The organism is Elioraea rosea (genome assembly GCF_007644105.1).
Lineage (GTDB): Bacteria > Pseudomonadota > Alphaproteobacteria > Acetobacterales > Acetobacteraceae > Elioraea_A > Elioraea_A rosea.
Genome location: NZ_VFAC01000047.1, coordinates 1 through 24,124 on the forward strand (window position 1 = coordinate 1; position 24,124 = coordinate 24,124).

The 24,124-nt window shown below is 71.0% G+C and carries 23 protein-coding genes; 16 read left to right on the forward strand and 7 right to left on the reverse strand.

Going from position 1 to position 24,124, the window contains the following annotated elements:
- From FIF60_RS18990 to FIF60_RS19015, 6 genes are all read left to right on the forward strand, one after another.
- Window positions 1-443 (forward strand): glycosyltransferase family 9 protein (locus FIF60_RS18990; RefSeq protein WP_144299864.1); only part of this gene is annotated, 443 nt, incomplete at its 5' end.
- Entirely contained in the window at window positions 440-1,222 is a 783-nt protein-coding gene (locus FIF60_RS18995) for a glycosyltransferase family 2 protein (protein WP_144299865.1), read from the forward strand. The genes FIF60_RS18990 and FIF60_RS18995, both read left to right, overlap by 4 nt.
- A complete protein-coding gene (locus tag FIF60_RS19000; protein ID WP_144299866.1) occupies window positions 1,219-2,247 on the forward strand; it encodes a glycosyltransferase in 1,029 nt (342 codons plus the stop codon). The genes FIF60_RS18995 and FIF60_RS19000 overlap by 4 nt, the downstream gene beginning before the upstream one ends.
- Window position 2,248: 1 nt before the next feature.
- Window positions 2,249-4,024 (forward strand): asparagine synthase (glutamine-hydrolyzing), encoded by a 1,776-nt coding sequence (gene asnB, locus FIF60_RS19005; protein ID WP_144299867.1) that lies wholly within the window; start codon window positions 2,249-2,251, stop codon window positions 4,022-4,024.
- Between the two features lie 18 nt (window positions 4,025-4,042).
- Window positions 4,043-5,395 carry a dihydroorotase gene (locus tag FIF60_RS19010; RefSeq protein ID WP_144299868.1) on the forward strand — a complete coding sequence of 451 codons (1,353 nt, stop codon included), beginning with the start codon at window positions 4,043-4,045 and terminating at the stop codon, window positions 5,393-5,395.
- A 25-nt stretch (window positions 5,396-5,420) separates the two neighbouring features.
- Window positions 5,421-6,656: a cellulase family glycosylhydrolase gene (locus FIF60_RS19015; protein WP_144299869.1), complete on the forward strand. Its 1,236-nt coding sequence runs from the start codon at window positions 5,421-5,423 to the stop codon at window positions 6,654-6,656.
- A 14-nt stretch (window positions 6,657-6,670) separates the two neighbouring features.
- Here the strand turns inward: FIF60_RS19015 and odhB are convergent, their stop codons facing one another.
- Entirely contained in the window at window positions 6,671-7,915 is a 1,245-nt protein-coding gene (gene odhB / locus FIF60_RS19020; protein WP_144299870.1) for a 2-oxoglutarate dehydrogenase complex dihydrolipoyllysine-residue succinyltransferase, read from the reverse strand.
- An 84-nt stretch (window positions 7,916-7,999) separates the two neighbouring features.
- Entirely contained in the window at window positions 8,000-10,813 is a 2,814-nt protein-coding gene (locus FIF60_RS19025; RefSeq protein ID WP_408869877.1) for a 2-oxoglutarate dehydrogenase E1 component, read from the reverse strand.
- Window positions 10,814-11,136: 323 nt separating this feature from the next.
- Between FIF60_RS19025 and FIF60_RS19030 the strand changes: the two genes are divergently transcribed.
- The 3 genes from FIF60_RS19030 to FIF60_RS19040 all read left to right on the forward strand — a co-directional run bounded on the left by FIF60_RS19030 (window position 11,137) and on the right by FIF60_RS19040 (window position 14,405).
- Window positions 11,137-12,045, forward strand: coding sequence for a fumarylacetoacetate hydrolase family protein (locus FIF60_RS19030; RefSeq protein ID WP_144299872.1), 909 nt, complete (start codon window positions 11,137-11,139; stop codon window positions 12,043-12,045).
- Window positions 12,046-12,133: 88 nt separating this feature from the next.
- Window positions 12,134-13,372, forward strand: coding sequence for a DUF3300 domain-containing protein (locus FIF60_RS19035; protein WP_144299873.1), 1,239 nt, complete (start codon window positions 12,134-12,136; stop codon window positions 13,370-13,372).
- Between the two features lie 25 nt (window positions 13,373-13,397).
- Window positions 13,398-14,405 (forward strand): DUF2950 family protein, encoded by a 1,008-nt coding sequence (locus tag FIF60_RS19040; RefSeq protein ID WP_158639307.1) that lies wholly within the window; start codon window positions 13,398-13,400, stop codon window positions 14,403-14,405.
- Between the two features lie 7 nt (window positions 14,406-14,412).
- Here the strand turns inward: FIF60_RS19040 and FIF60_RS19045 are convergent, their stop codons facing one another.
- From FIF60_RS19045 to FIF60_RS19060, 4 genes are read right to left on the reverse strand one after another with little or no spacing between them, the layout of a single operon-like run.
- Complete coding sequence (locus FIF60_RS19045) at window positions 14,413-14,793, reverse strand: DUF2155 domain-containing protein (protein ID WP_239451717.1); 381 nt, start codon at window positions 14,791-14,793, stop codon at window positions 14,413-14,415.
- A 5-nt stretch (window positions 14,794-14,798) separates the two neighbouring features.
- The gene (locus FIF60_RS19050) at window positions 14,799-15,026 is read right to left on the reverse strand and encodes a hypothetical protein (RefSeq protein ID WP_144299875.1); all 228 of its coding nucleotides are present in this window, start codon (window positions 15,024-15,026) and stop codon (window positions 14,799-14,801) included.
- A complete protein-coding gene (gene mlaD, locus FIF60_RS19055) occupies window positions 15,019-15,531 on the reverse strand; it encodes an outer membrane lipid asymmetry maintenance protein MlaD (protein WP_144299876.1) in 513 nt (170 codons plus the stop codon). Before mlaD ends, FIF60_RS19050 begins: the two co-directional genes overlap by 8 nt.
- 27 nt (window positions 15,532-15,558) lie before the next feature.
- Complete coding sequence (locus FIF60_RS19060; RefSeq protein ID WP_144299877.1) at window positions 15,559-15,909, reverse strand: NADH:ubiquinone oxidoreductase subunit NDUFA12; 351 nt, start codon at window positions 15,907-15,909, stop codon at window positions 15,559-15,561.
- Window positions 15,910-16,121: 212 nt separating this feature from the next.
- Here FIF60_RS19060 and FIF60_RS19065 point away from each other — a divergent pair, with 212 nt between their 5' ends.
- The 7 genes from FIF60_RS19065 (at window position 16,122) to FIF60_RS19095 (ending at window position 23,052) form a co-directional block, all read left to right on the forward strand.
- A complete protein-coding gene (locus FIF60_RS19065) occupies window positions 16,122-17,537 on the forward strand; it encodes a vitamin B12-dependent ribonucleotide reductase (protein WP_158639308.1) in 1,416 nt (471 codons plus the stop codon).
- Between the two features lie 45 nt (window positions 17,538-17,582).
- Window positions 17,583-18,050: a RidA family protein gene (locus FIF60_RS19070; RefSeq protein ID WP_144299879.1), complete on the forward strand. Its 468-nt coding sequence runs from the start codon at window positions 17,583-17,585 to the stop codon at window positions 18,048-18,050.
- 49 nt (window positions 18,051-18,099) lie between these two features.
- Window positions 18,100-19,263 carry a GNAT family N-acetyltransferase gene (locus FIF60_RS19075; RefSeq protein WP_239451718.1) on the forward strand — a complete coding sequence of 388 codons (1,164 nt, stop codon included), beginning with the start codon at window positions 18,100-18,102 and terminating at the stop codon, window positions 19,261-19,263.
- Window positions 19,264-19,273: 10 nt separating this feature from the next.
- Window positions 19,274-20,149: a DMT family transporter gene (locus tag FIF60_RS19080; protein ID WP_144299880.1), complete on the forward strand. Its 876-nt coding sequence runs from the start codon at window positions 19,274-19,276 to the stop codon at window positions 20,147-20,149.
- Window positions 20,146-22,122 (forward strand): DNA/RNA helicase domain-containing protein, encoded by a 1,977-nt coding sequence (locus FIF60_RS19085; protein ID WP_144299881.1) that lies wholly within the window; start codon window positions 20,146-20,148, stop codon window positions 22,120-22,122. Before FIF60_RS19080 ends, FIF60_RS19085 begins: the two co-directional genes overlap by 4 nt.
- A 208-nt stretch (window positions 22,123-22,330) precedes the next feature.
- A complete protein-coding gene (locus tag FIF60_RS19090; protein ID WP_144299882.1) occupies window positions 22,331-22,861 on the forward strand; it encodes a hypothetical protein in 531 nt (176 codons plus the stop codon).
- A gap of 8 nt (window positions 22,862-22,869) precedes the next feature.
- Window positions 22,870-23,052 carry a PEP-CTERM sorting domain-containing protein gene (locus FIF60_RS19095; protein ID WP_144299883.1) on the forward strand — a complete coding sequence of 61 codons (183 nt, stop codon included), beginning with the start codon at window positions 22,870-22,872 and terminating at the stop codon, window positions 23,050-23,052.
- A gap of 149 nt (window positions 23,053-23,201) precedes the next feature.
- Here FIF60_RS19095 and FIF60_RS19100 read toward each other — a convergent pair.
- Window positions 23,202-24,124 (reverse strand): Tim44 domain-containing protein (locus tag FIF60_RS19100; protein WP_144299884.1); only part of this gene is annotated, 923 nt, incomplete at its 5' end.

Here is a 24,124-nt window from a genome sequence, read left to right on the forward strand (position 1 = left end):
ACGGCCCGCTTCCCGGCGCGCGCGCGGCCGTGTTCGGCGGCCCGGGCGAGGCCGAGCGCGCGATGGCCGCGCCCGTGCTCGCCGCCCTCCCGCGCGGCCGTACCGTCAACCTCGTCGGACGCGTCTCGTTGCCCGAGAGTGCGGCGGCGCTCGCACGCTGCGCGCTCTATGTCGGCAACGATTCGGGTCTGATGCACCTCGCCGCCGCGGCCGGCGCACCGACACTCGGGCTGTTCGGCCCCTCGCCGCCGGAGGAATACGCCCCGGTCGGGCCACGTGCCACCTTCGTGCGCACGCCAGAGACGGTGCACGAGCTCGTCGCCCGGCCAGGCTATGACCATCGCACCACCGGAAGCCTGATGGGCACGCTCACCGCCGACACGGTCTTCTCGGGCGCCGCCGCGCTTCTTGCCCGCCTCACCCCACGCGAGGCGGCGCAGTGACGGGGCCGAGGCTGTCGGCGCTGGTCGTCGCGCGGAACGAAGAGGCGCGGCTTGCCGAGTGCCTCGCCACGCTCCATTTCGCCGACGAGATGGTCGTGGTGCTCGACCGTTCGACCGATGCGTCCGCCGCGATCGCTGCCGGCCTTGGTGCGCGCGTGATCGAAGGTGCCTGGCCTCTGGAAGGCGAGCGGCGCAACACAGGGCTTGCCGCCTGCACCGGAGACTGGGTGCTCGAGGTCGATGCCGATGAGCGCGTGCCCGACGCGCTTGCGGCGGAACTCCGCTCCGTAATCGGAACGAGCCGCTACGCATGGCACGAGATCCCGCTCGACAACTACATCGGCGAGCGGCTGGTACGATATGGCTGGGGCGGCTCGTTCGGCACATCCGCCGTGCCGCGCCTCTCCCGCCGCGGCGTCAAGCGCTGGGGCAACGAACGCGTCCATCCCTCGCTGTCCTGGACAGGCGAGAAGGGGCCGCGGCTCGCCAACGCCTTCATCCATTACGTCGACCGCGACATCAGCGACATGCTCCGCCGCCTCGACCGGTATTCGAGCGCACGCGCGGCCGACCTTCTGGCGCAAGGCGAGATCGGTACGCTGGGGGGCAATCTCCGCCGCTTCGTCTCACGCTTCCTGAAATGCCTGATCGCACGAAAGGGGTACCGCGAGGGCGGCTGGGGCGTGCTGATCGCGCTCTGCGCCGGGCTCTATCCGCTTCTTGCGCATCTGAAGGCGCGGCTGGAGCCGGAACGCCACCGGCAGGACGCGCGAGGATGACGCGCGTGGCGATGGTGATGGCAGGGGCGAGGCATGGCGGGGCAGAGACGTTCTTCGTCCGTCTCGTCTTGGCGCTCGCCTCGGCCGGCGAGGAGGTGATGGCGGCGATCCGCCATGACGCCGCACGCGAGGCCGCGCTCGAAGCGGCGCATGTGCCGGTGCACGGCCTCGCCTTCGGCGGGCCGCTCGACCTTCTCACGCGGCCGCGCCTCGGCGCTGCGCTGCGCCGCTTCGCCCCGCGCGTCGTCGTCTCCTGGATGAACCGTGCGGCGGGCAAGACGCCTTCGGGGCCCTGGGTGCAGGTCGGCCGTCTCGGCGGCTACTACGATCTTCGCCACTACAGGCGCTGCCACCACCTCGTCGGCAACACCGAGGGCATCGTGCGCTACATCGTCTCCGAAGGCTGGCCGGCGGAGCGGGCGCACTGGCTTCCCAACTTCACGCCTGAACTTTCCGGGTCCGCACCGATTCCGCGCGCAAGCCTCGGCGTGCCGGAGAGCGCGCCGGTGCTTCTCGCGATGGGCAGGCTGCATCGCAACAAGGGCTTCGACACGCTGATCGAGGCGCTCGCCTCGCTTCCCGCAGCGCATCTCGCCATTGCCGGCGAAGGGCCGGAGCGGGCCGCGCTCGAGGCGGCCGCGTCGCGGCACGGAGTCGCCTCACGGGTGCATCTGCTCGGCTGGCGCGACGACCAGGCCGCGCTGCTCGCGGCGTGCGACGTCTTCGTGTGCTCCTCGCGGCACGAACCGCTCGGCAACATCGTGCTCGAGGCATGGTCTGCCGGTCGCCCCGTCGTTGCCGCAGCGTCGCAGGGGCCGTCGGAACTGATCGCCGACGGAATGGACGGCATGCTCGTGCCGGCGGAGAATGCGCAGGCGCTCGCCGACGCCATCGCCTCGCTGCTCGACGACCCCGCGCGCGCCGCAGCGCTTGCCGAGGCAGGCCGCAGGGCGTGGCAGCACCGCTTTGCGCCCGCGCCCGTCATCGCGCGCTGGCGCAGCTTCCTCGCGACGGTGGAGCGCTGAGATGTGCGGCATCGCCGGCATCGCGCTGAAACCGGGCGCTGCCGTTCCCCCGGCGGTCGCCGAGGCTCTCGCCCGCGCGCTCGCCCATCGCGGACCGGACGGCACGGGGCAGCACACCGCGCCCGGCGCGTTCCTGTTCCAGTGCCGGCTCGCGATCATCGACCTCGCGACAGGCGAGCAGCCGCTGTTCGAGCCGGGCGGGGCGGCGCTCGTCGCGAACGGCGAGATCTACAACTACATCGAGCTCCGCGAGGGCCCGCTTGCCGGAACGGCCTTCGCGACAGGGAGCGACTGCGAGCCCCCGCTGCATCTCTACCGCCGCGAGGGGATCACCTACGCCCGGCACCTGCGCGGCATGTACGCGATCGCGATCCATGATCGCGCGGCGCGGCGCGTCGTTCTCTCGCGCGACCCGTTCGGCATCAAGCCGCTCTATCTCGCCGACACACCGCTCGGCCTGGCCTTCGCCTCCGAGCCGGCTGCGCTGCTCGATGCCGGACTCGTGGCGCGCGGGCTCGACGCACGCGCGCGCGACGAGCTGCTCGAGCTCCAGTTCACCACCGGGGCCGACACGATCTTCCCCGGCATCCGCCGCCTTCTGCCTGGCGAGACGATCGCCGTCGAGGATGGGCGGGTCGTGCAGCGCCATCGCGAGGCGGCACTCCCCGAAGGCGGGCCGGAGGAGATCGGCGAGGAGGACGCGCTCGCGCGCCTCGACGCCGCGCTGATCGACAGCGTTTCCGTCCACCAGCGCGCGGACGTTCCCTACGGCCTGTTCCTTTCGGGCGGCATCGACAGCGCCGCGGTGCTCGCCGCGATGAAGCGGCTGAACGAGCGGCCCGTACTCGCCTTCACCGCGGGGTTCGATGTGCCCGGTGCAGCGGACGAGCGCGAGGGCGCGCGCATCGCCGCGGCCGCGGCCGGGGCCTCGCATGTCGAGGTGTCGGTGACGGAGGCAGATTTCTGGCGCTACCTTCCCGAGATCGCCACGTCGATGGACGACCCCGCGGCCGACTACGCCATCGTTCCGACCTGGCTTCTCGCGCGGCGCGCGCGGCAGGACGTGAAGGTCGTCCTCTCCGGAGAGGGTGGGGACGAGATGTTCGGCGGCTACGGGCGCTACCGCTCCGCGATGCGGCCGTGGTGGCTCGGCGGGCGGGTGATGCGCGCGCGCGGCATGCTCGAGCGGCTTGGCCTGCGCCGCGCCCTTGCCCCGGGCTGGCGCGACGGGATGGAGGGCGCAGCGGCCGCTGCGGCAGCGCAGGGGCGCTCGCGGCTGATGGCCGCGCAGGCAACCGACATGGTCGACTGGCTGCCGAACGACCTTCTCGCCAAGCTCGACCGCTGCCTGATGGCGCACGGGCTCGAGGGCCGCACGCCGCTTCTCGACCCGGCGATCGCCGCCGCCGCGTTCCGGCTTCCCGACGCGCTGAAGGTCCGCAAGGGCACGGGCAAGTGGCTGCTTCGCGCCTGGCTCGCGCGGCACATGCCGGAGGCGAGGCCCTTCGCGAAGAAGCAGGGCTTCACCGTTCCCGTCGGCGCTTGGATCGCAGCGAGGGCTGAGAGCCTCGCCCCGCTTCTCGCGGCAGACGAGGCGGTGGCCGAGGTGGTGCGGCCGGACGCGGTGGCAGCGCTGCTTCGCCCCAAGGGCGGGACGCTCGGCAAGCACGAGGCCTTCGCTGCTTGGACGCTTCTCTTCTACGCGCTCTGGCATCGCCGCCACGTGCGCGGGATCATGCAGCAGGGCGACGTGTTCGAGACGCTTGGCACGCGCTGATATGAACGGGGAACGGCAATGGCGGAGCACTACGACCTTCTGATCAGCGGCGGCATGGTGCTGCTTCCCTGGGGCGAGGCGCGCACCGATATCGGCGTGCGCGCGGGACGCATCGTCTCCCTCGCCGCCTCGTCCTCCGCCACGGCCGGGACGGTGTTCGACGCGCGCGGGCTCACCGTCCTGCCCGGCCTGATCGATGCGCACGTGCATCTTCGCGAGCCCGGCAACGAGACCGTCGAGACGATCGCGACCGGAACGAAGGCCGCGGCACTCGGCGGGCTGACGGCGGTGTTCGACATGCCGAACACGCGGCCCGCGATCGTCGACAGCGCCTCTCTCGCCTGGAAGCGCAACTTCATCGCCGGCCGCGCCTTCGTCGACATGGGTCTCTATGTCGGCGGCACGAAGGCGAACATCCCCGAGCTCGGCGCGCTCGAGCAGGAGGAGGGCGTGTGCGCGATCAAGATCTTCGCCGGCTCCTCCACCGGCGACCTGATGGTGGAGGACGATGCGAGCCTCGAACGCGTGATGCGCTCGGGCTTCCGCCGCATCGCCTATCACAGCGAGGACGAGTACCGGCTGCAGGAGCGCGCGCCGCTGTTCAAGGTCGGCGATCCGCACAAGTGCCACGCCGAGTGGCGCGACGTGGAATGCGCGTTCCTCGGCACGCGCCGGCTGATGGCGCTTGCGCGCAAGACCGGCAGGCGCGCACACATCCTCCATGTCTCGACGGCGGAGGAGCTCGCCTACCTCGCCGACTACCGCGACATCGCCACCGTCGAGGTTCTGGTGAACCACCTCACGCAGATCGCACCCGAGGTGTACGAGACGCTGAAGGGCTTCGGCGTGATGAACCCTCCGATCCGCGACCGGCGCCACTACGATGCCGCCTGGGCAGCCGTGGCCGACGGAACCGTGGACGTCATCGGCTCCGACCATGCGCCGCACTCGGCCGAGCTCAAGATGAAGCCCTGGCCGCAATGCCCGGCAGGGCTGACGGGCGTCCAGACGCTCGTTCCCGTGATGCTCGACCATGTGAATGCGGGCCGCCTCCCCCTCGCCCGCCTCGTCGACCTCATGAGCACGGGGCCTGCGCGGGTGTACGGTATCGTCGGCAAGGGGCGCATCGCCGTCGGCTACGACGCCGACTTCACGCTCGTCGACATGCAGGCGAGCCGCACCATCACCAATGACTGGATCGTCTCGCCCTGCGGCTGGACGCCGTTCGACGGCATGCGGGTCACCGGCTGGCCGATGGCGACGATCCTGCGTGGCGAGATCGTGATGCGAGAGGACACACTCCTCGGCGAGCCGCGCGGGCAGCTCGTGCGCTTCGGCGATACGCTCCGCGCAGCGGCAGACGCCGCCTGAGCCGCGGCGGCAGCGGAGGACGAGGATGACCACACCCTATGCGCGGATGGCGCAGGGGCTCGGCGTGAACATCGAGCGCGGCTTCGCCTATCTCGCAGGCGGGGGTGGCAGGCCGCGCCCGTTTTCCGCAGAGAACGCGCGCTACCTGCGCGAAAACGGCGTCAGCTGGGTTCGTGTGTTCTTCGACTGCTTCCAGGTGCCGGGCCAGGGAAGCGACTTCGTCTCGCCCCCCCTGCAGCCGATCATCGCGAGCCGCGCCGACGAGGGCATTCTCGGCTTCCCCACGGCGTGGCGCTGGCCTTGGGAGCCCGGCACGACGATTGTCGCCAACCGCGAGGTGGTACGCTCCGGCGTGCGCATCCGCCCGGGCCAGCCCTACCCGTTCGTGCGTGTCGGCCGCGCCGGCTCGATCGAGCTCGCCGGCGAGCGCACGCAGGCCGCCGACATCGACCAGCTGCGCGAACTCCGGCTCATGCAGCCGACGTTCTTTCTAAACAACGAGCCGGGCAAGCTCCGCCTTCACTTCGACACGTGGGCGCGCAGCATCGACGCACTGATCGGCGCCGGGCTCGTCGTCGTCTGGACGATCTTCGGCAAGAACCTGCGCGACTATGCCGATGCGGGACGAAGGGTCGGCGAGCCCGGCTTCGGCTACGGGCCGATTGCCGCGATCACCGAAGGATGGGCCGGCTGGTGCGCGGCGCGCTGGAGCCCCGATGACCTCGTGATCGAGGAGCAGAACGAGGCCGTCTACGACAGCTACGAGCAGTGGCGGCCGATCCGCGATGCCAGGCTCGCCGCGATGCGCCGCGCCGCGCCCGACCACTGGCTGATGGTCGGCGGCCATCGCTGGGGAAGCCTGGACTCGCTTCTCGCGATGACGCCTTGGGCAGACCCGCGGCGCGGCGGCTCGCGGGTGATCTATGGCTGGCACGGCTACGAGCCTGCCTCTGTCCCGGCGCGCGACCTCGTCCGCCGCGGCGCGGAATGGGGGCGGCGGCATCGCGTTCCGGTCGCGATCGGCGAGTGGGACACCGGCAATGCAAGCTTCGGCAGCCGGTTCGAGAACGATGCCGATCCGCGCCGCGTGGCGCGCCTGATCGAGATGCGCGACGCCGCCCGCGAGGCGGGCCACCCGCTTGCCTACTGGTGCGTACGCCAGGCGCCCGGCCACAGGATCCTCAACACCGTCGAGGACCAGGGCGGGGCCGATCGGATCCGTTTCTTTCCCGAGATGCTTCCGGTATTCAGGGGCGCCTGAGCGACGCCCCGGGCTCAGACCTCGAGCAGAAGCCGCTCGGGCGCCTCGATCGCTTCCTTGATGCGCACGAGCGAGCTCACCGCCTCGCGGCCGTCGATGATGCGGTGGTCGTAGGAAAGCGCCACGTACATCATCGGGCGGATCACCACCTGGCCGCCAACGGCGACGGGCCGCTCCTCGATCTTGTGCATGCCGAGGATCGCGGACTGGGGCGGGTTCAGGATCGGCGTCGACATCAGCGAGCCGAACACGCCGCCATTGGTGATCGAGAAGGTTCCGCCCGACATCTCCTCGAGCGTCAGCGCGCCGTCGCGCGCCTTCTTCCCGAACGCGGCGATCGCCCCTTCGATCTCGGCGATCGACAGCGTCTCGGCGTTGCGCAGCACCGGAACGACCAGGCCCGTCGGGCCGGAGACGGCGATGCCGATGTCCATGTAGTGGTGCTGGACGATCTCCTCGCCCTCGATTGCTGCGTTGACGTTCGGGAACTCGCGCAGCGCGGCGACGCAAGCCTTCACGAAGAAGCCCATGAAGCCAAGCCGGACGCCACCGTGCTTCTTCTCGAAGGCGTCCTTGTACTTCGCCCTCAGCGCCATTACGGCCGACATGTCGATCTCGTTGAACGTCGTCAGGATGGCGGCGGTGTTCTGCGCCTCCTTCAGCCGCCGCGCGATCGTCTGGCGCAGCCGCGTCATCTTCTGCCGCTCCACCGCGCGGGCGCCGGCGGGCGGCGCGGCCTTGGCGGCGGGTGCGGGCGCGGGCTTCGGCGACGCAGGGGCAGGAGCGGGAGCGGGCGCGGCGGCGGGCTTCGATGCGCCGCCCTCGATCACCTTCAGCACATCGCCCTTCGTCACCTGCCCGGCCTTGCCCGTGCCGCTGACAGCGGAGGGGGACACGCCGGCATCGGCCATCAGCTTGGCTGCGGCGGGAAGCGGCGGGCGCTGCGCGGATGCGGCCGGGGCGGAAGCCTTGGGCGCCTCGGCCTTCGGTGCCTCGGCGGGTTTCGCCGCGGCAGCGGCTCCACCTTCGGCGATGGTGCCGAGCACGGCGCCGACCTCGACCTCGCTTCCCTCGTCGGCAGCAATGGCCTCGATCGTTCCGGCCGCGGGCGCCGGCACCTCGACCGTCACCTTGTCCGTCTCGAGCTCGACGATCGGCTCGTCCGCCGCGACCGCCTCGCCGGGCTTCTTCATCCAGCGCGCGACCGTCGCGCTCGTGACGCTTTCACCGAGGGCGGGAACCTTGATCTCGACCGACATGGACGACCTTCCGGGCGTGATTGGAATGGCGTGCAGATGAGCGCGGAACGGCGCGCGGTGCAACCCGCGCGCCGGCGCCGCCGATCAGGCGGAGAGCGCCTCGGCGACGAGCGCGTCCTGCTCGGCATTGTGCGTCTTGTAGTAGCCCGTCGCCGGGCTCGCCGCCTCGCGCCGGCCGACATAGCGCGGCCGCGCCCCGGCCCGGCCGGCATCGGCGAGCGAGGCCTCGATGCGCCGGTCGAGGAAGTGCCAGGCGCCCATGTTCTCGGGCTCCTCCTGGCACCACACGACCTCCGCCTTCGAGTACTGCGCGAGAAGCTTGGCGATCGTCTTGCGCGGATAGGGGTAGAGCTGCTCGAGCCGGACGAGTGCTACGTCCTTGATGCCCTGCTCGCGCCGCGCCTGCAGCAGGTCGTAGTAGACCTTGCCCGAGCACAGCACGACGCGCCGCACCTCCTCGTCTGGCGCGATCGCGTCGATCTCGGGGATGACGAGCTGGAAGCCCGAGCCTGTGGCGAACTCGGCGAGCGTCGAGACGGCGAGTTTGTGGCGAAGCAGCGACTTCGGCGTCATCACGACGAGCGGCTTGCGGAAGTTCCGCTTCAGCTGCCGGCGCAGCGCGTGGAAGTAGCTCGCCGGCGTGGTGAAGTTGCACACCTGCATGTTCCGCTCCGCGCAGAGCTGGAGGTAGCGCTCGAGCCGCGCGGAGGAATGCTCCGGCCCCTGGCCCTCGTAGCCGTGCGGCAGCAGCATCACGAGGCCGGACATGCGCAGCCACTTCGATTCGCCCGAGGCGAGGAACTGGTCGATGATCACCTGCGCGCCGTTCGAGAAGTCGCCGAACTGCGCCTCCCAGAGAACGAGCGCCTTCGGGTCGGCGAGCGAGTAGCCGTACTCGAAGCCGAGCACACCAGCCTCCGACAGGAGCGAGTTGAATACCTCGATCGTCGCCTGCCCGCCGGGGCCCTGGACGGGCCGGATGTGGTTCAGCGGCGTGTACTCGGCCTGGGTGTTCTGGTCGATCAGCACGGCGTGGCGGTGGCTGAATGTGCCGCGCTGGCAGTCCTCTCCGGAGAGGCGCACATAGTGCCCCTCGACGAGGAGTGAGCCGAAGGCGAGCGCCTCGCCGGTGGCCCAATCGATTCCCTCTCCCGTCTCGATCATCTGGCGCTTGGCCTCGAGCTGGCGGGCGATCTTCGGGTTGGCGGCGAAATCATCCGGCACGCGCGAGATGGCGAGCCCGACCTCGCGAAGCACGTCGAGCGGGACGGCGGTCGCGTCGTCGCGGGCCTCGTCGTCGGTCGAGCCGGGCGCAAGGCCGGCCCAGCGGCCCTCGAGCCAGTCGGCCTTGTTCGGCTTGAACGTCTTGCCCGCCTCGAACGCCTCGTCGAGTGCCGCGTTGAACCGCGCCTGGATGGTCTCTGCCTCCTCGCGGCTCACCGTGCCTTCCGCGGCAAGCCGCTCGGCATAGAGCGTGCGCGTCGTCTTCTGCGCGCGGATCGCCTTGTACATCAGCGGCTGGGTGAAGGCCGGCTCGTCGCTCTCGTTGTGGCCGTGGCGGCGGTAGCAGACGATGTCGAGCACGGCATCGACGCCGAACTGCATGCGGAACTCGGTCAGCAGGCGGGAGCAGAACACCACCGCCTCGGGGTTGTCGCCGTTCACGTGCAGGATCGGCGCCTGGATCGATTTCGCGATGTCGGTGCAGTAGAGGCCCGAATAGGCGTGCGCCGGAACGGTGGTGAAGCCGATCTGGTTGTTGACGATGAAGTGCACCGTCCCGCCCGTGCGGTAACCGATGAGCTGGCTCATCGCCAGCGTCTCCGCCACCAGGCCCTGGCCTGCAAAGGCGGCATCACCGTGCATCAGGATCGCCATGGCGGAGCGGCGGCCGCGGCGGTCGCCCTTCATGTCCTGCTTGGCGCGGATCTTGCCGACCACAACGGGGTCGACCGCCTCGAGATGCGAGGGGTTCGGCTGCAGCGAGAGGTGGACGGTGCGGCCGGCGATGTCGACATCGGTCGAAGTGCCGAGGTGATACTTCACGTCGCCAGAGCCCTGGACGTCGTCAGGATGCGCGGCGTTGCCCTGGAACTCGCTGAACACGGCCGAGAAGGGCTTCTTCATCACGTTGACGAGCGTGTTCAGCCGCCCGCGATGCGGCATGCCGATGGCGACCTCGACGACGCCGTTCGCCGCCGCGGTGGCGATCGCGGTCTGCACGGCGGGGATCACGCTCTCGCCGCCCTCGAGGCCGAAGCGCTTCGTGCCGACGAACTTCTTCTGGCAGAACACCTCGAAGCCCTCGGCCTCCGTCAGGTGCGTCAGGATCTCGCGCTTGGCCGAGGCGTCATAGGCGGACTTCCAGGGTGCGCCCTCGATGCGGCGCTGGATCCACGACTTCTGGTCGGGGTCCTGGATGTGCATGAACTCGACGCCGATCGGCCCGCAATACGTCTCGCGCAGGATCGCGACGATCTCGCGCAGCGTCGCCGTCTCGCGGCCGAGCACATGGTCGATGAAGATCGGCCGGTCCATGTCGCCGGGGCCGAAGCCGTAGGTGGCAGGGTCGAGCTCGGGGTGGGAGGCCGGCACGTGCAGGCCCAGCGGGTCGAGCTGCGCCTCGAGGTGGCCGCGCACGCGATAGGCGCGGATGAGCATGAGTGCGCGGATGCTGTCGAGCGTGGCGGCGCGGGATTCGGCGGCAGAGGGCCCGGCGGAGGGGCGGGAGAGGCCGGCATTCGGCAGCGTGCCGGAGGAGAGCGCGGCGAACAGCGCCGCCCAGCCGGGTTCGACGGAGGCGTGGTCTTCCGACCACTTGTCGTAGAGCCCGGCCACGTACACGCCGTCCCCCGACTTGAGCCCATCGAGGAAGCTGTCGATGTTCAGCCCAGCGATCGCATCCATCCTGCCCACGTACCGGCCTCGTCAGGGCCGGCCCCTTCCTCTCAGACGTTCCCTTGCGCCACGACGAGGCGGGCGCCGCGTGCGCGGCGCCGACCTTACACCGGGGGACCGGCCGGCGTCTGCCCGGGGGTCCGTTGCCATTGTCGCCACCATAGCCCAACAGGGGGTCAACGCGGCATGTGCATGCGTTCGCCCGGGCCATGCGCCGGCGGCATGGCCATGCGCCCGTGGCATGGGCGGCCCGGACCGGCAGGGCGTGACACCACCGCCCGGTCGGGCACACTGCGCCAACGTCAGGACGGAGGGACGGGGTGATGACGACACGGCTCGCGACCATCGCATCGGAGGCAGGCCGGCGCGTCGCGCTGGTGCTTGATGACGGCTCGGCGCTCGACGGCCCGGCAGCCGCCCAGGCAGCGGGGCTGGACCCCGCCCCGCTCAACGACATGGTCTCGACCATCGCGGCCTGGGACTCGCTCGGGCCGATGCTGCGCGCCGCCGCTGCCAAGCCGCCGCCCGGTGCGACGGTCGCCGCCGGCGCCTACCGCCTGCTCGCGCCGATCCCCCGTCCGGCCAAGAACGTGTTCTGCGTCGGGCGGAACTACATCGAGCACGTCGCCGAGGGCGACCGTGCCGCTGGCCGCGAGACGGAAACGCCGAAATACCCCCAGTTCTTCACCAAGCCGCCGACGGCGGTGATCGGCACCGAGGAAACCGTTCCCTCCTACGCAGCGATCACCCGCGTGCTGGACTACGAGGTCGAGCTTGCCGTCGTCATCGGCCGCCCAGGCAGCGACATCCCGGCCGAGCGGGCCTTCGAGCACGTCTTCGGCTACACCGTGGCCAACGACATCACGGCCCGCGACCTGCAGCGCCGGCACGGGCAGTGGTTCAAGGGCAAGGGGCTCGACCGCTCCTGCCCGCTCGGGCCGTGGATCGTCCCGGCGGACGAGATCGCCGCGCCGCCGGACCTCCGCATCAGCCTGACGGTGAATGGCGAGCTCCGCCAGGACAGCCGGACGAGCCAGCTCATCTTCGACCTCCCCACCATCATCGCGACGCTTTCGCAGGGGCTGACCTTCGAGACGGGCGACGTGATCGCGACCGGCACGCCATCGGGCGTCGGCTACGCGATGACACCGCCGCGCGTGCTCGGCCCGGGCGACGTGATCGAGGCGACCATCGAGGGCATCGGCACGCTGGTGACACGAATCGTCGCCTGAGGGCGGCGCGCCAAGCCGGCTTGATCTTCGTCAACGCGTCGCTGCGGCGGGACACGTAGTATGCCTCTCGAAACGGGGGACCGTCGCGATGGGCAGGTGGAAGGCTCTGTTGCTCGCTGGGGTTGCCGCGTTCGCGCTCGGCGCCCTGCCGCTCGCGGCGCAGGCGCCGCGCGCACCGGTACCGGGCGCGGAAACGCCAAGGCTCACGCCGGCGCAGCTCGACGCGATGCTCGAACCCTACGCCGGGGCGCCGCAGGAGGCTGTCGGGCTGGTGCTCGACGCTGCCCGCTACCCGGCCGACCTGATGGCAGCGGATACCTGGGCCAAGCGGCCAGCCGAAAGCCGGGGCGAGATCGACGCAGACTGGGCACCACCGGTGAAGGTCCTAGCCGAACGCGCCCCGCGCACGCTCGCCTATCTCACCGAGAACATCGCCCAGACCTCCTCGCTTGGCTCGGCCTATGCGACGCAGCCGAACGATGTCTGGCTCGCCTATGGGCGGGTTACGACGCGGGCGCAGGAGGCCGCCGAGGCCGACGCGCAGGCGAGGTCGCAAGAGCCGCCGCAGCCGCAGCAGGCGCCCCCGGGCCAGGCGCAGCCGCAGGCGGCGGAGGCGCCTCCTTCGGCGACTGCCACGGCCCCGGCACCGGCCGCGACCGCCGCCGCCCCGGCCACGACAACCGTGGTGGAAAGCAGCGGGTCGAGCACGGTCGGTACCGCCATCGTCTCAGGTGCGATCGGGATCGGCGCGGGGCTCCTGCTCGGCGAGCTGTTCGAGGATGACGACGAGGACTGGGGTTATGGCTATGGCGGCGGATACTACGCGCCGCCGCCCTACTATCCGACAGGGTCGGTCGACCGCGAGGCGTTGGCCGAACGGCAGGGCCAGCGCCAGGAATCGCGCGGCGAACGGCAGGAAGAACGGCAGGAAGGGCGGGGCGACCGTGTGGAACAGAGACCGACGGGAGCGGACCGCAGGGCCACCGCGACGACCGGACAGCGGGCGCCGATGGCGGAGCTTGGCGGCGCAGGGGGGGCCGCTGGAAGGCAGCAGCCCCGGCCTGCGGCGCAGCAGCGGGCAGCCTTGACGCCGCGGGCCGCGCAGGCCCCGGCCCACCGGGCGCCGCAGGCGAGCTTCGGTCCGGCGGCAGGAACCGACAACCGGACGGCAGTGAACCGAAGCCGCTCGGCCGCTGCGCCGCAGCGAAGCGCTTCGCCGCAAAGAAGCGCATCACCCCAGAGAAGCGCATCACCCCAGAGAAGCGCATCGCCCCAGAGAAGCGCGCCCGCGCCCGCCTCCCGCAGTGGCGGTGGCGGAAGGCGCTGAGGACATCCCGATGGACACTAAGCCGATGCACCGCTCCCTGAGACAGGTCGCGCTTTGCCTCGCGGTCCTGCTTACCGCGCCCGCCGCCGACCCAGGCCGGGCGCGCGCCCAGGCCGACACCGGCGGCGTGGTGCGGATGGAGCCGATCCCCGACCGTCCGCAGCAGAGCCAGCCTCCGGCGCAACGGGCCTTCGCCACACCCGAGGCCGCGATCGAGGCGATGATCGCCGCATTGCGCGAGCCCGGCTTCGAGGCCCTGACCCGGATCCTCGGCCCGCGCGTCGCCGCCGCCATACCCCCGGCGGAGCGACGATCAGCTGAGGTGCGCCGAACGGCGGCGGACCAGCTCTCGAGGACCCCGTTCTCGATCTCCTATCTCGACGAGGCGCGCACCCGCGCCACCGCGCTGTTCGGGCCCGACCGCAACCCCTTGCCCGCCACGCTGGCGCGGAGCGGGCGGGGCTGGGTGTTCGACCAGGCAGCGACGATCGAGGCCATGCGGGAACGTCGCATCGGCGTGAACGAGGCCAATGCACTCCTCGCCCTGCGTGCGCTCGCCTCTGCCCAGGCCGCCTTCCGCCGCCGGGACATGGTCGGCGACGGGGTGCTGCAGTACGCCCAGCGCATCGCGAGCAGGCCCGGGACCACCGACGGCCTCGCCCCCTCGCAGGATGGCGCGTTGCCCGGCGCGGCCCTCGGGCTCAACGAGGCCTTCGCCCGGGCCGAGGGCCGGCCGGGCGACCCGACCTTCCGCCCTCCCGGGGGCTACGGCTACCGCATCCTCACCGCCCAGGGGCCGGCCGCCGAGGGAGGCGCCAAGAGCTATCTCCGGGACGGGCGGCTGACGGAGGGCTATGCCGTCATCGCCTGGCCCGTACGGCCGGGCGAGACCGGGCTCTCCACCTTCATCATGGACTGGCGGGGCAACATCTACGAACGCGAGTTCGGCGCCGAGACGCTCGGCGCCGTCACGCGCATCACCACCTTCGATCCCGAGCCGGGATGGGAGCCGGTCGATCCCTCCGACAAATGAGAGGACGTCAGCGGCAGGCCAGCACCCGGAGGTCATAGACCGGGTGCTCGAGCATGTTGAGGCCGGGGCTCGCGGCGAACATCCAGCCTCGGAACGGCACCTCCGTCGCGCCGGGGCGAGTGTCGCGCACCTCGAGCCAGGCGGCTGAATCTGGCGGGTCGTCGGGGGGGCGGCGATGGCAGGCGGAGACGCGGATCTCGAGCGTGCCGAAGCGCACCACCTCGTCGAGCGGCGCCTCGAGGACGCTGATCCGCGCCGTCACCTTGTCGAGCGCCTGGAGCTCCGCCACCCGGGCCGGAACCCAGTTGCCCTGGGTCTGCGCCGAGGCGGGCCCGGGCGGAAGGAGGGGGGCGAGCAGGAGGGCTGCGAGCACGAGCCGGCGCATCATGGCCCTCAGCGGCCAGACGGGCCGCGAAGCCCTGCAACGAGCTCGGCCAGCATCCGCCGCATCTCCTCGGGGTCGACGCCCATCAGCGCCGCGTCCTCGAAGGCCTCGCGCAGCACGGTCTCGGCCTCGGCCCAGTTCTCCTCGAGCACCTTCAGCTTCTCGCGGCAGGAGACGGGCGCGCCGTCGGGCTGCAGCCAGCGGCGCGCGAGTGCCTCGGCAGGCTTCTCAGCCACCCGAGCCTCCGGGGGCCGGCGCAGGCGGCTGCTCAGACTGCCTCTGCAGCGCGCCGACGAGGTCGGTCACGCTGAAGATGAACCGCCCCAGGAGAGCCTCGAGGCTCACCGCGGCCTGCGTCGCCTCGATCGTCCCGCCGTCGCGGATCATCGTGTCCGAGCCGCCCGGCACGAGCGCGATGTAGCGGCCGCCAAGCAGCGACTCGGAGGTGATCTCGGCCGAGGTATCGAGGGGGAGGCGGATGCTGGGATCAACCCGCATCGTCACCACTGCGAGATAGCTGTCCGGATCGATCCTCTGCTCGACGACCGAGCCGATCTTGACGCCGGAGAGGCGCACATCGGCACCCTGGGAGAGCCCGTCAATCCGGTCAAAGCGCGCGGTCACCGCATAGCCCTGCGACATCGCGCGGCCCGAATGGCTCACTGCGTAGTAGAGGAACACGGCAGCGACGCCGAGGACGAGCGCACCCGCGATGATCTCGGCGAAACTCTTGCGGTTCATCCCGCTCTCCGTCGATCGGGGGACGCCTCAGTCCGGCGTCCAGGCCTCGTAATCGCCGGTGGCGCGGGCCCGGCGCCCCCCCTCGAGGTCATGCCCCGGCGGACGATAGGCGGCCGGCGTCCCCGTGAGGTTCGGCTGATGCTCCTGCTGCCACGCGTAGCGCTTGCCCTCGGGCAGCGGCGCATCGAGCGTGTAGTGCAGCCAGGCATGCCATTCAGGCGGAACCTCTGACGCGTCGGCCGAGCCGGCATACATCACCCATCGGCGCTGCCGCATGCCGGATCGGGCGCGGCGTTCCTGATAGTAGATGTTGCCGAAGCGGTCGCGGCCAACCTCCTGGCCGCGCAGCCTGGTGAACAGGCGTGTGCCGAGCGTCATGGCCGGAATGTCGCGCTGAGGGAGGGTTGCATGGGCGCGGACATTCGCACGAGCCTGGAGGCTGCGTCCAGTCAAGGCGCGACCACCGCATCTGGTGTTTGGGCACCGTATTCCGCCCAAGATATGCTTTCCGGCAGGGCAACCTGGGGTTAGGATCGGCCCAGCATCGTCGGAGGGCGGCCATGGCGCGGCCAGGCGCACCAGGGACCAGGGTGTCATCGGGCAGGGCTGCGGCCACCCACGCCGAGATGTGGGCCGGCTTCGCCTGGGCGAACCACGCCGTCGCGGTCGAGGACCCGGCGGAGGACGGTGCGCAGCGCACCATGTTCCCCCGCGGCGTGTCGCTTCCGGCTGCCTACGGCCATGGCGGGGCGGAGGCCTTCGCCACCCTCGCCCCCGGTGCCGCCACACTGGCCGACGCGGTGGAGCCCTTATTTCGCGCCTGGCGCCGGGCGGGGCTGACGCGGGGCGTGCTGCCGGGGCCGGAGGAGGCTGAGGGGCTGTTCGACGCGCTGAGGATGCAGCTTGCCACCGCCCGCGGCGCGCCCGACGCGCCGCTGTGGCAGGGCGTGCGCGGCGCTGAGCCGCGCTGGGTGCTCGACCTCGCGGCCTTCGTGGAACCGTCCCAGGACATCGCCTCCGCGGCGCTCGCGCGCGCAACCGGCCAGGCGATGACCGCGCTCGAGCTTGCCGGGCCGCACGGGCAGGCCCGCGCCGTCGCGGTGGTGCCGGCCAATCTTGCCGGGGCGCTGATGGCGGCAGGCGTCGCCTACGCCTCGGCCGAGGGACGGGCGACGGCGGCGGCGCTCTGCGCGCTCATCCTCGGCACGGCGGTGGACAGTTCCGCCGCGCTCGCACGTCGCCTCGCCCCCTGCCCGGCCTGGATCGAGCGGCGGAGCGCGGTGCTCGCAGCCCTCGAGGCGGCGTTCGACCGAATTCCTCCCGGCGCGCCGCCCGCGCTCGCGGCCGATGCGGCCGCAGCACTCGACCGCGGCCTCGCCGCCGCGCGCCGGCATGGGCTGCGACAGCTCGGGCTTCTCGCCCTCTCCGGCCCCGGCCTCGTCGAGCGCATGCTCGGGGCCGACAGCGCAGGCGCCGAGCCACTCCCTGCGATCGTCCGGCACGAGGAGATGCCGGGCGGCGGCCTCGCCCGCGTCCTCGCCCGACCGGCGCAGCGGGCGATCTCCGCGCTTGGCCTCTCGCCCGAGCAGGAGCGCGAGACGGTCGCCGCAATCATCGGTCGCGGCATGCTCGACGGTGCGCCGGAGCATGCGCTCGCCGCGCTTCTCGAGACGGGCATCGACCCCGCCGAGTTCACGCCGCATCTCGCCGGTGCCGTCTCGCTTGCCCATGCCGTGGCGCTCGCCGACCCCGAGGTCCTGCTGCCCGACAGCGAGGCGATCGACGCGCTCGAGCGCCACGTGATCGGCACAGGCACGGCCGAGGGCGCGCCGCATCTTTCCGGCCAGGCGCGCACTGCGCTCGACTGTGGCGCCACGGCGCAGGCGCGGTCGGCCATGGAGGAGGCGCTCGCCCCCTTCCTCGGCCTCGGCCTTGCCGCCGAGGCGCCGCGCCGGCGCCCCCCTGGCCGCGCGGGCGCGACGGCGAAGCTGGCCGCGGCGTCCTGAGCGGGGTAGCGTCCGCCCCGCAACCTCTACGGGGAGACGGACGACATGGCCGGAAAGATCGAGGCGAAGCTCGCGGAACTCGGGATCGCGCTGCCGCCTGCGGCGAAGCCGATCGCGAACTACGTGCCCTTCACGGTGTCGGGCAAGCTCGTCGTCGTCTCCGGCCAGATCCCGCTCAAGGACGGAAAGGTCGCCTTCACCGGCAAGCTCGGCGAGGGCGTCAGCGTCGAGCAGGGGCAGGAGAGCTGCCGGATCTGCTTCGTCAACGTTCTCTCGCAGCTCCGCGAGGCGGCGGGGGGTGATCTCGACCGGGTGAAGCGGGTGCTCCGCTTGGGCGGCTTCATTGCCTCCGTCCCCGGCTTCACCCAGCAGGCGCAGGTGATGAACGGCGCCTCCGACCTCTGCGTCGCCGTGTTCGGAGACGCGGGCCGGCACGCGCGCACGACGATCGGCGTGCCCGTCCTGCCTGGCGACGCGGCCACGGAGGTCGAGGCCCTCGTCGAGCTCGCCTGAGCGGCAGCGCCGCGGGGAGGAGGATGGCGCAACCCGCCATCGATGCCAGATGCACGGCATGTCGCTGACGCTCTCCCTGCACAAGAGCATCGCCGAGATCGACGCAGCCGAGTGGGATGCGTGCGCGGGCGGGCAGAACCCGTTCGTCTCGTACGCGTTTCTCTCGGCGGTGGAGGACAGCGGCTCCGCCGGGCCCCGCACGGGCTGGCTGCCGCAGCACGCGGCGCTGCGCGATGCCGCAGGGACGCTCGTCGCCTGCGCGCCGCTCTACGCCAAGTCGCACAGCTACGGCGAATACGTGTTCGACCATGCCTGGGCCGATGCGTTCGAACGCGCGGGCGGGCAGTACTACCCGAAGCTCCAATGCGCCGTGCCGTTCAGCCCGGTTCCCGGCCCGCGGCTTCTCGTGCGCGAAGGGGCGGCGGATGCGCCCGGCCTCCGCGCCGCGCTCGCGGGCGCGCTGGCACAGGCCTGCGACCAGCTTGGCCTCTCCTCGGCGCATGTGACGTTCTGCACGGAGGCGGAATGGACGATGCTCGGCGAGGCCGGGTGGCTCCGGCGCATGAACCTGCAGTTCCACTGGCGCAACGAGGGCTATGCGAGCTTCGAGGCGTTCCTCGGCGCGCTCGCCTCGCGCAAGCGCAAGGCGATCAGAAAGGAGCGCGAGCGCGCGACGGAGGGGCTCGACATCCGCGCGCTCCGGGGTGCGGAGATCACGCCCGCGCAGTGGGACCAGTTCTTCCGCTTCTACCGCTCGACGACAGACCGCAAATGGGGCCAGGCCTACCTGACGCGGCGGTTCTTCCACCTTCTCGGCGAGCGGCTCGGCGATGCGATGGTGCTGATCTGGGCAGAGCAGGCCGGGCAGCCCGTCGCTGCGGCGCTGAACCTGATCGGCGGCGACACGCTCTACGGGCGCAACTGGGGCGCGACGATCGACCGGCCTTTCCTGCATTTCGAGATGTGCTACTACCGCGCCATCGATTTCGCGATCGAAGCGAAGCTCGCCCGCGTCGAGGCCGGCGCGCAGGGGCAGCACAAGATCAGCCGCGGCTACCTTCCGGTCCCGACCTACTCCGCGCACTGGATCGCCCACCCGGGCCTTCGCCGCGCAGTGGCCGATTTCCTCGCGCGCGAGCGCCCGGCCGTCGAGCATGAGATTGCCGAGCTCGCCGAGGAAGCCTCGCCATTCCGGAAAGACAACGGGGCCTGAGCGCTGGGCGATGATCGCATCGTATGCGATGCTCGCCGCCTCGATGATGTTTGTCGGCGCCAATGTCCCGGTGGCGAAGGTGCTGGCGGAGGATCTGCCGATCCCGCTGATCGCCTTCCTGCGCTGCCTGCTTGCCTGCGCCGTTCTCTGGCCGCTGATGCGTGCGATGGAGCCTGGCAGGCGGCCGGGAAGCGAGGTGATGCGCAACCTGTTCTGGCAGGCCGCCTTCGGCACCGCACTCTACAATGCAGGCCTGCTCGCGGGGCTGCGGCTCACCACCGCGCTCGAGGGCGGGCTCGTCCTCGCAACGCTTCCGACCGTGGTCGCGCTTGGCTCGGCGCTCTGGCTCCGCGAGAGGCTTTCACCGCGTGCCTGGGCGGCGGCGGCGCTCGCGGCCTTCGGCATGGCGGCGATCAATGCGGTGCGCGCGGGCGGCGGGGGCGAGGGAAGCATCGCAGGCAACGCGCTCGTGTTTGCGGGCGTGATCGGCGAGGCGGTGTACGTGCTGCTCGCGAAACGGGCCGCAGGGCGCGTCGGCGTCATCACCGCGGCGTTCTGGATGCAGGTGTTCTCCGCCGCGCAGCTCGCGCCCTTCGCACTCGGCTCCCTTCCCTGGCTCGCACCCGACGCGGCGAATGGCACGAACGCCGCGCTGCTCGTGTTCCACTCCCTGACGGCAAGCGTGCTCTGCCTTCTGCTCTGGTATGGCGGCATGCGGCGGGCACCGGCGAACGTGGCGGGCGTGTTCTCGGCATTCCTTCCCGCCACCGCCGCCGCGCTCGGCGTTCTCGTGCTCGGAGAGCGGTTCACCCTCGTGCACGCCGTCGGCTTCGGCGTGATGGTGACGAGCATCCTCCTGGCCACCTGGCCCGCGCGCGTGCGATGAGGGCCTGGTTCGCTTGCACGGGGGCGGAGCTTCTCGCGCGCGACGCCGCCGATACGGTCGGGCGCCTCGCATCCGTGCAGGCCGCGCAAGGCTTGTCGGCCAGTGCCGAGCAGATCGGCGCGTGGGAGGCGCAGATTGCTCGGCTTCGCGAAGCCGTCGCGGCGAATGACGGCGCGCGTTGGACCGTCGCGCTCGAATACGACCTGATCCGCCTCGGCAAGCGCATCGACGCGGTGGTGGTGACGGACCGCGCGCTTCTGGTTCTCGAGTTCAAGACGCGCGATGCCTCGCCTGCGGCGCTCGCCGAAGCCGAGGACTACGCGCTCGATCTTCGTGATTTCCACGCCGGGTCGCGCGCGCACCCGATCGTGCCGATCCTGGTCACTGACGAGGGTGCGCACGACGCGCCGCTTCAGCCGCCGCTGATCTGGCATGGCGTCGTGCCACCGCTTCGCAGTTCCGGCGCCGCACTGCCGGCGATGATCGCCTGGGTTCAGGCGCAGGTTCCGGCTCCCAATCGCAAACTCGATGGCGCGGCGTGGCTGGCCGCGCCCTATCGGCCGGTACCGGGCATCGTCGAGGCGGCGACGATGCTCTACGCGCGCAACGGCGTGGGAGACATCGCGGCAGCGCGCGCAGACGCAGCGAACCTCACGCGCACGACTGAGGCCATCGCGCGCGCCGTCGAGCGCGCGAAGCGCGACGACGCGCGCATCGTCGTGTTCGTCACAGGCATTCCAGGCGCGGGGAAGACGCTGTGCGGGCTGAATGCGGTGTTCGGCCCGGCGCGGCAGGAAGGGGCGGCGTTCCTCACCGGGAATGCGCCGCTCGTCACCGTGCTTCGCGCCGCGCTTGCCGAGGATGCGGTCGCCCGACGCGAATGCGGCAGCGCGGAGGCGCGGCGCCGTGTCGGCCAGGCGCTGCAGAACGTGCATCGCTTCCTCGAGCACTACGTTCTGAGGCCGGACGAGGTTCCGCACGAGCGGTTGATCGTGTTCGACGAGGCCCAGCGTGCCTGGGACGAGGCGAAGGCGCGACAGGGAACGCAGAACCGCACCTCGCGGCTGACGATGAGCGAACCGGCGCACACGCTCGAGATCATGGGGCGGCACGCAGGCTGGGCCGTGATCGTCGCGCTGATCGGCAATGGGCAGGAGATCAACACCGGCGAGGCGGGGCTTGCCGAATGGCACCGCGTGATCGAGGCATCGGCAACGTGGCAAGCCGCTGCCGCCGCGCCGCTCGTGGGGAGCCGGCCGCCGCCCTGGCTCACTGTCGAGCCTGACCTGCATCTCGGCGTGTCGATGCGCAGCGTGCGCGACGTTGCGGCAGCGGACTGGGTCGAGGCGGTGATCGCGGGGGAGGCGGAACGGGCGCAGGCAATCGCGAGCGGCGCGGGCGGCGTTCCCTTTCTGCTTGTGCGCGATGCGGGCGAGATGCGCGAAGCGCTTCGTCGCCTGGCGCGCGGCCGCCGTCGCGCGGGGCTCGTTCGAAGCGCCGGCGCGAAGCGTCTGCGTGCCGAAGGCCTCGGCGCAGAGGTCCAGGGCGACGACATCGCGCACTGGTTCCTCCGCCGCTGGCCGGATGTTCGGGGGTCGGACGCGCTCGAGGTCTGCGCGACGGAGTATGCCTGCCAGGGGCTCGAGCTCGACGTGGTCGGGCTTGCCTGGGGTGGGGACTTCATCCGCGGCGCGGGCAAGGAAGCTGGGGGCGGTTGGGAGGCGCGGCGCTTCGCCGGTACGGCGTGGCAGCGCGAGGTGTCGGAGTTCGGCTTCGTGCGCAACACCTATAGGGTGCTGCTCACCCGCGCGCGCTACGAGACGGTGATCTACGTGCCCCGCGGCGACGCGGACGACCGGACGCGCGACCCCGCGACCTTCGAGGCGATCGCTGCGTTCCTCGCGGCCTGCGGGGCTGCTGCGCCGTGCCGCGAATCGGCAGTTCGGCTGGAGGAGCCACGGACGCTGCTGTAGGAACGATACGGCACGCAACTGAAGCACCATATTCGGCGTCGACAGAACCGCGAATGGCGAGTCAGTCGGCAGACTAACGCGCACAGATTGCACCTCGATCACTCTATTGATACAGCCACGACAGAATTCGGCTCAGATTGAAATGACATTCTTGTGAGGTCCTGGTGCCACGACTAGCCTCCTTCTGCGTCCATGAGGGGGGATTGAGATGCGAATTCTTTCAGCGGTTGCCGGCGCTGCCATGCTCGTCGCCAGCCAGAATGCGACCGCCGCGGCGTACACCGATTATGGTGCGTGGCAGCGGGCGTTCTTCGATCTGCAGGCGACGATGCCCGCCGGGGTGCAGCTCGGGCTCGTGCCGATCAACGTGTCGCTGATCGCGATCACGGATGGATACGGGAGCTTCACCGATCCGAACGAAAAAACGCTAGCTTCGATAGGCTATGGCCTGCCGCCTAGCGAGTGGGTGTCGCGCACGTATGAAGTCGGCGGCTATTTCGGGACAAACGTCGGCAGCTTCTCGGCAAGGTTTGGTTGTCACTCAGCGTTCAATCCGTGTCTTGGCGCTGAGGTTATCGAGATCGCGTTTTCGCAAGCCGTTTTCGGTCTGAGCGGCCAGCTCACATACGATACTCACATGCTCGGCGGAGACCGCCCTGGCTATGGCGAACCCATCATTCCGTTCGAGGCGGCCTTCGACGCCGCCACCGCCCGAACCTACGATGGGTTTTCGGTCTGATTGACGAGATGACCACGCTCCGCATGTCACGAGCCGAGGGAATGTCGCTCGACGATTACGGTGCCGCCCTCAGTTTTACCGGGTTCATGATCGTCCCGGTGCCGGAGCCTGCGATAGGCTTCACGCTGCTCGCCGGCGCCGCGCTCCTGCTAGCCGCGCGGCGGCGCATCGAAAGCGACGACGCCACCTGAGTCTCGAGAGACCGTTCGAGACGTCGCTGCTGTGAGTCGTATGGCGCGGCTATCGAGAACCGGCGCGCAGCGGCCTCATGGCCGTGAGCACCGGAAGCGCAGAGAGCCGATGCCAGACGGCCACAGCAGTAGACGTATCGAGCGGTCTCTCAGCCGGTCTGCTGGATGGCGCTGAGCAACCACCGCCCGCCCTGGGCGCGCACGAAGGTCCAGAGTTCGGTGGCCACGGTCCGCTCCGCCACCTCGCCGCTGATCACCGCGCCGTCGGACAGGCGGGTGTCGACGTCGATCGCGCTGAAGCGCATCGCAACCGTCGCGTAGTCGCGCCCCGCCTCGCGCCAGGCCTCGGAGAGGTCACCCTCCTCGAGAACCACGTCGGTCACCCGGTTGCGCACGCCGCGGCTCGCATCCTCGGCAAGCATCTCCGAGAAATACTGGAGCATCTCCGGTGTCAGCAGGCCCGAGAGCGCGCGAAGGTCAGCCTCCGACCAGGCGGCCTGCACGTCCTTAAGCGTCTGCTCGAAGGCGTCGAAATCGGCCTTGTCGAGCGGGATCGGCGTCAGCCCGGAGGCCATCGCGGCAGGGGCGGCGGATGGCGCTCCGCCGGCCGCGCCACCCATCGGGCGGTTGCTGCCGACATCGGGGATCGGTGCGCCGGTGCGCGCATACGTGCCGGCAGGGCCAGCCGCCGCGGGCTGCGGCGCGGTGCGACGGAAGAGCCGGAGCGCCAGCCACACGAGCCCGCCGAGAAGGGCAAGCTGCAGAAGCAGGCCGAGGAAGCCCGCCATGCCGGCGCCGAAGAAGCCCCCACCGAAGAGCAGGCCGATCAGCCCCGCGCCGAGAAGCCCGCCCATCAGCCCGGTCATGAACGGGGAGCGGCTCGCCATGCCGGCAGCACCCGCCTGGGCCGTGTTCGGCGCCACGCCAGGGCGAGCCGGGGCCGTCTCGGTCATCGAGCGCTCGACCGGCCGCGCCGGGGCGGGCGCGGTGCGCGTCGGCGGCGGGGCGGTGTAGGTCTGGCTGCCGCGGCTGCCGAAGCTGCCGCCCCGGCCACCGCGCGCCTCGGCGATGG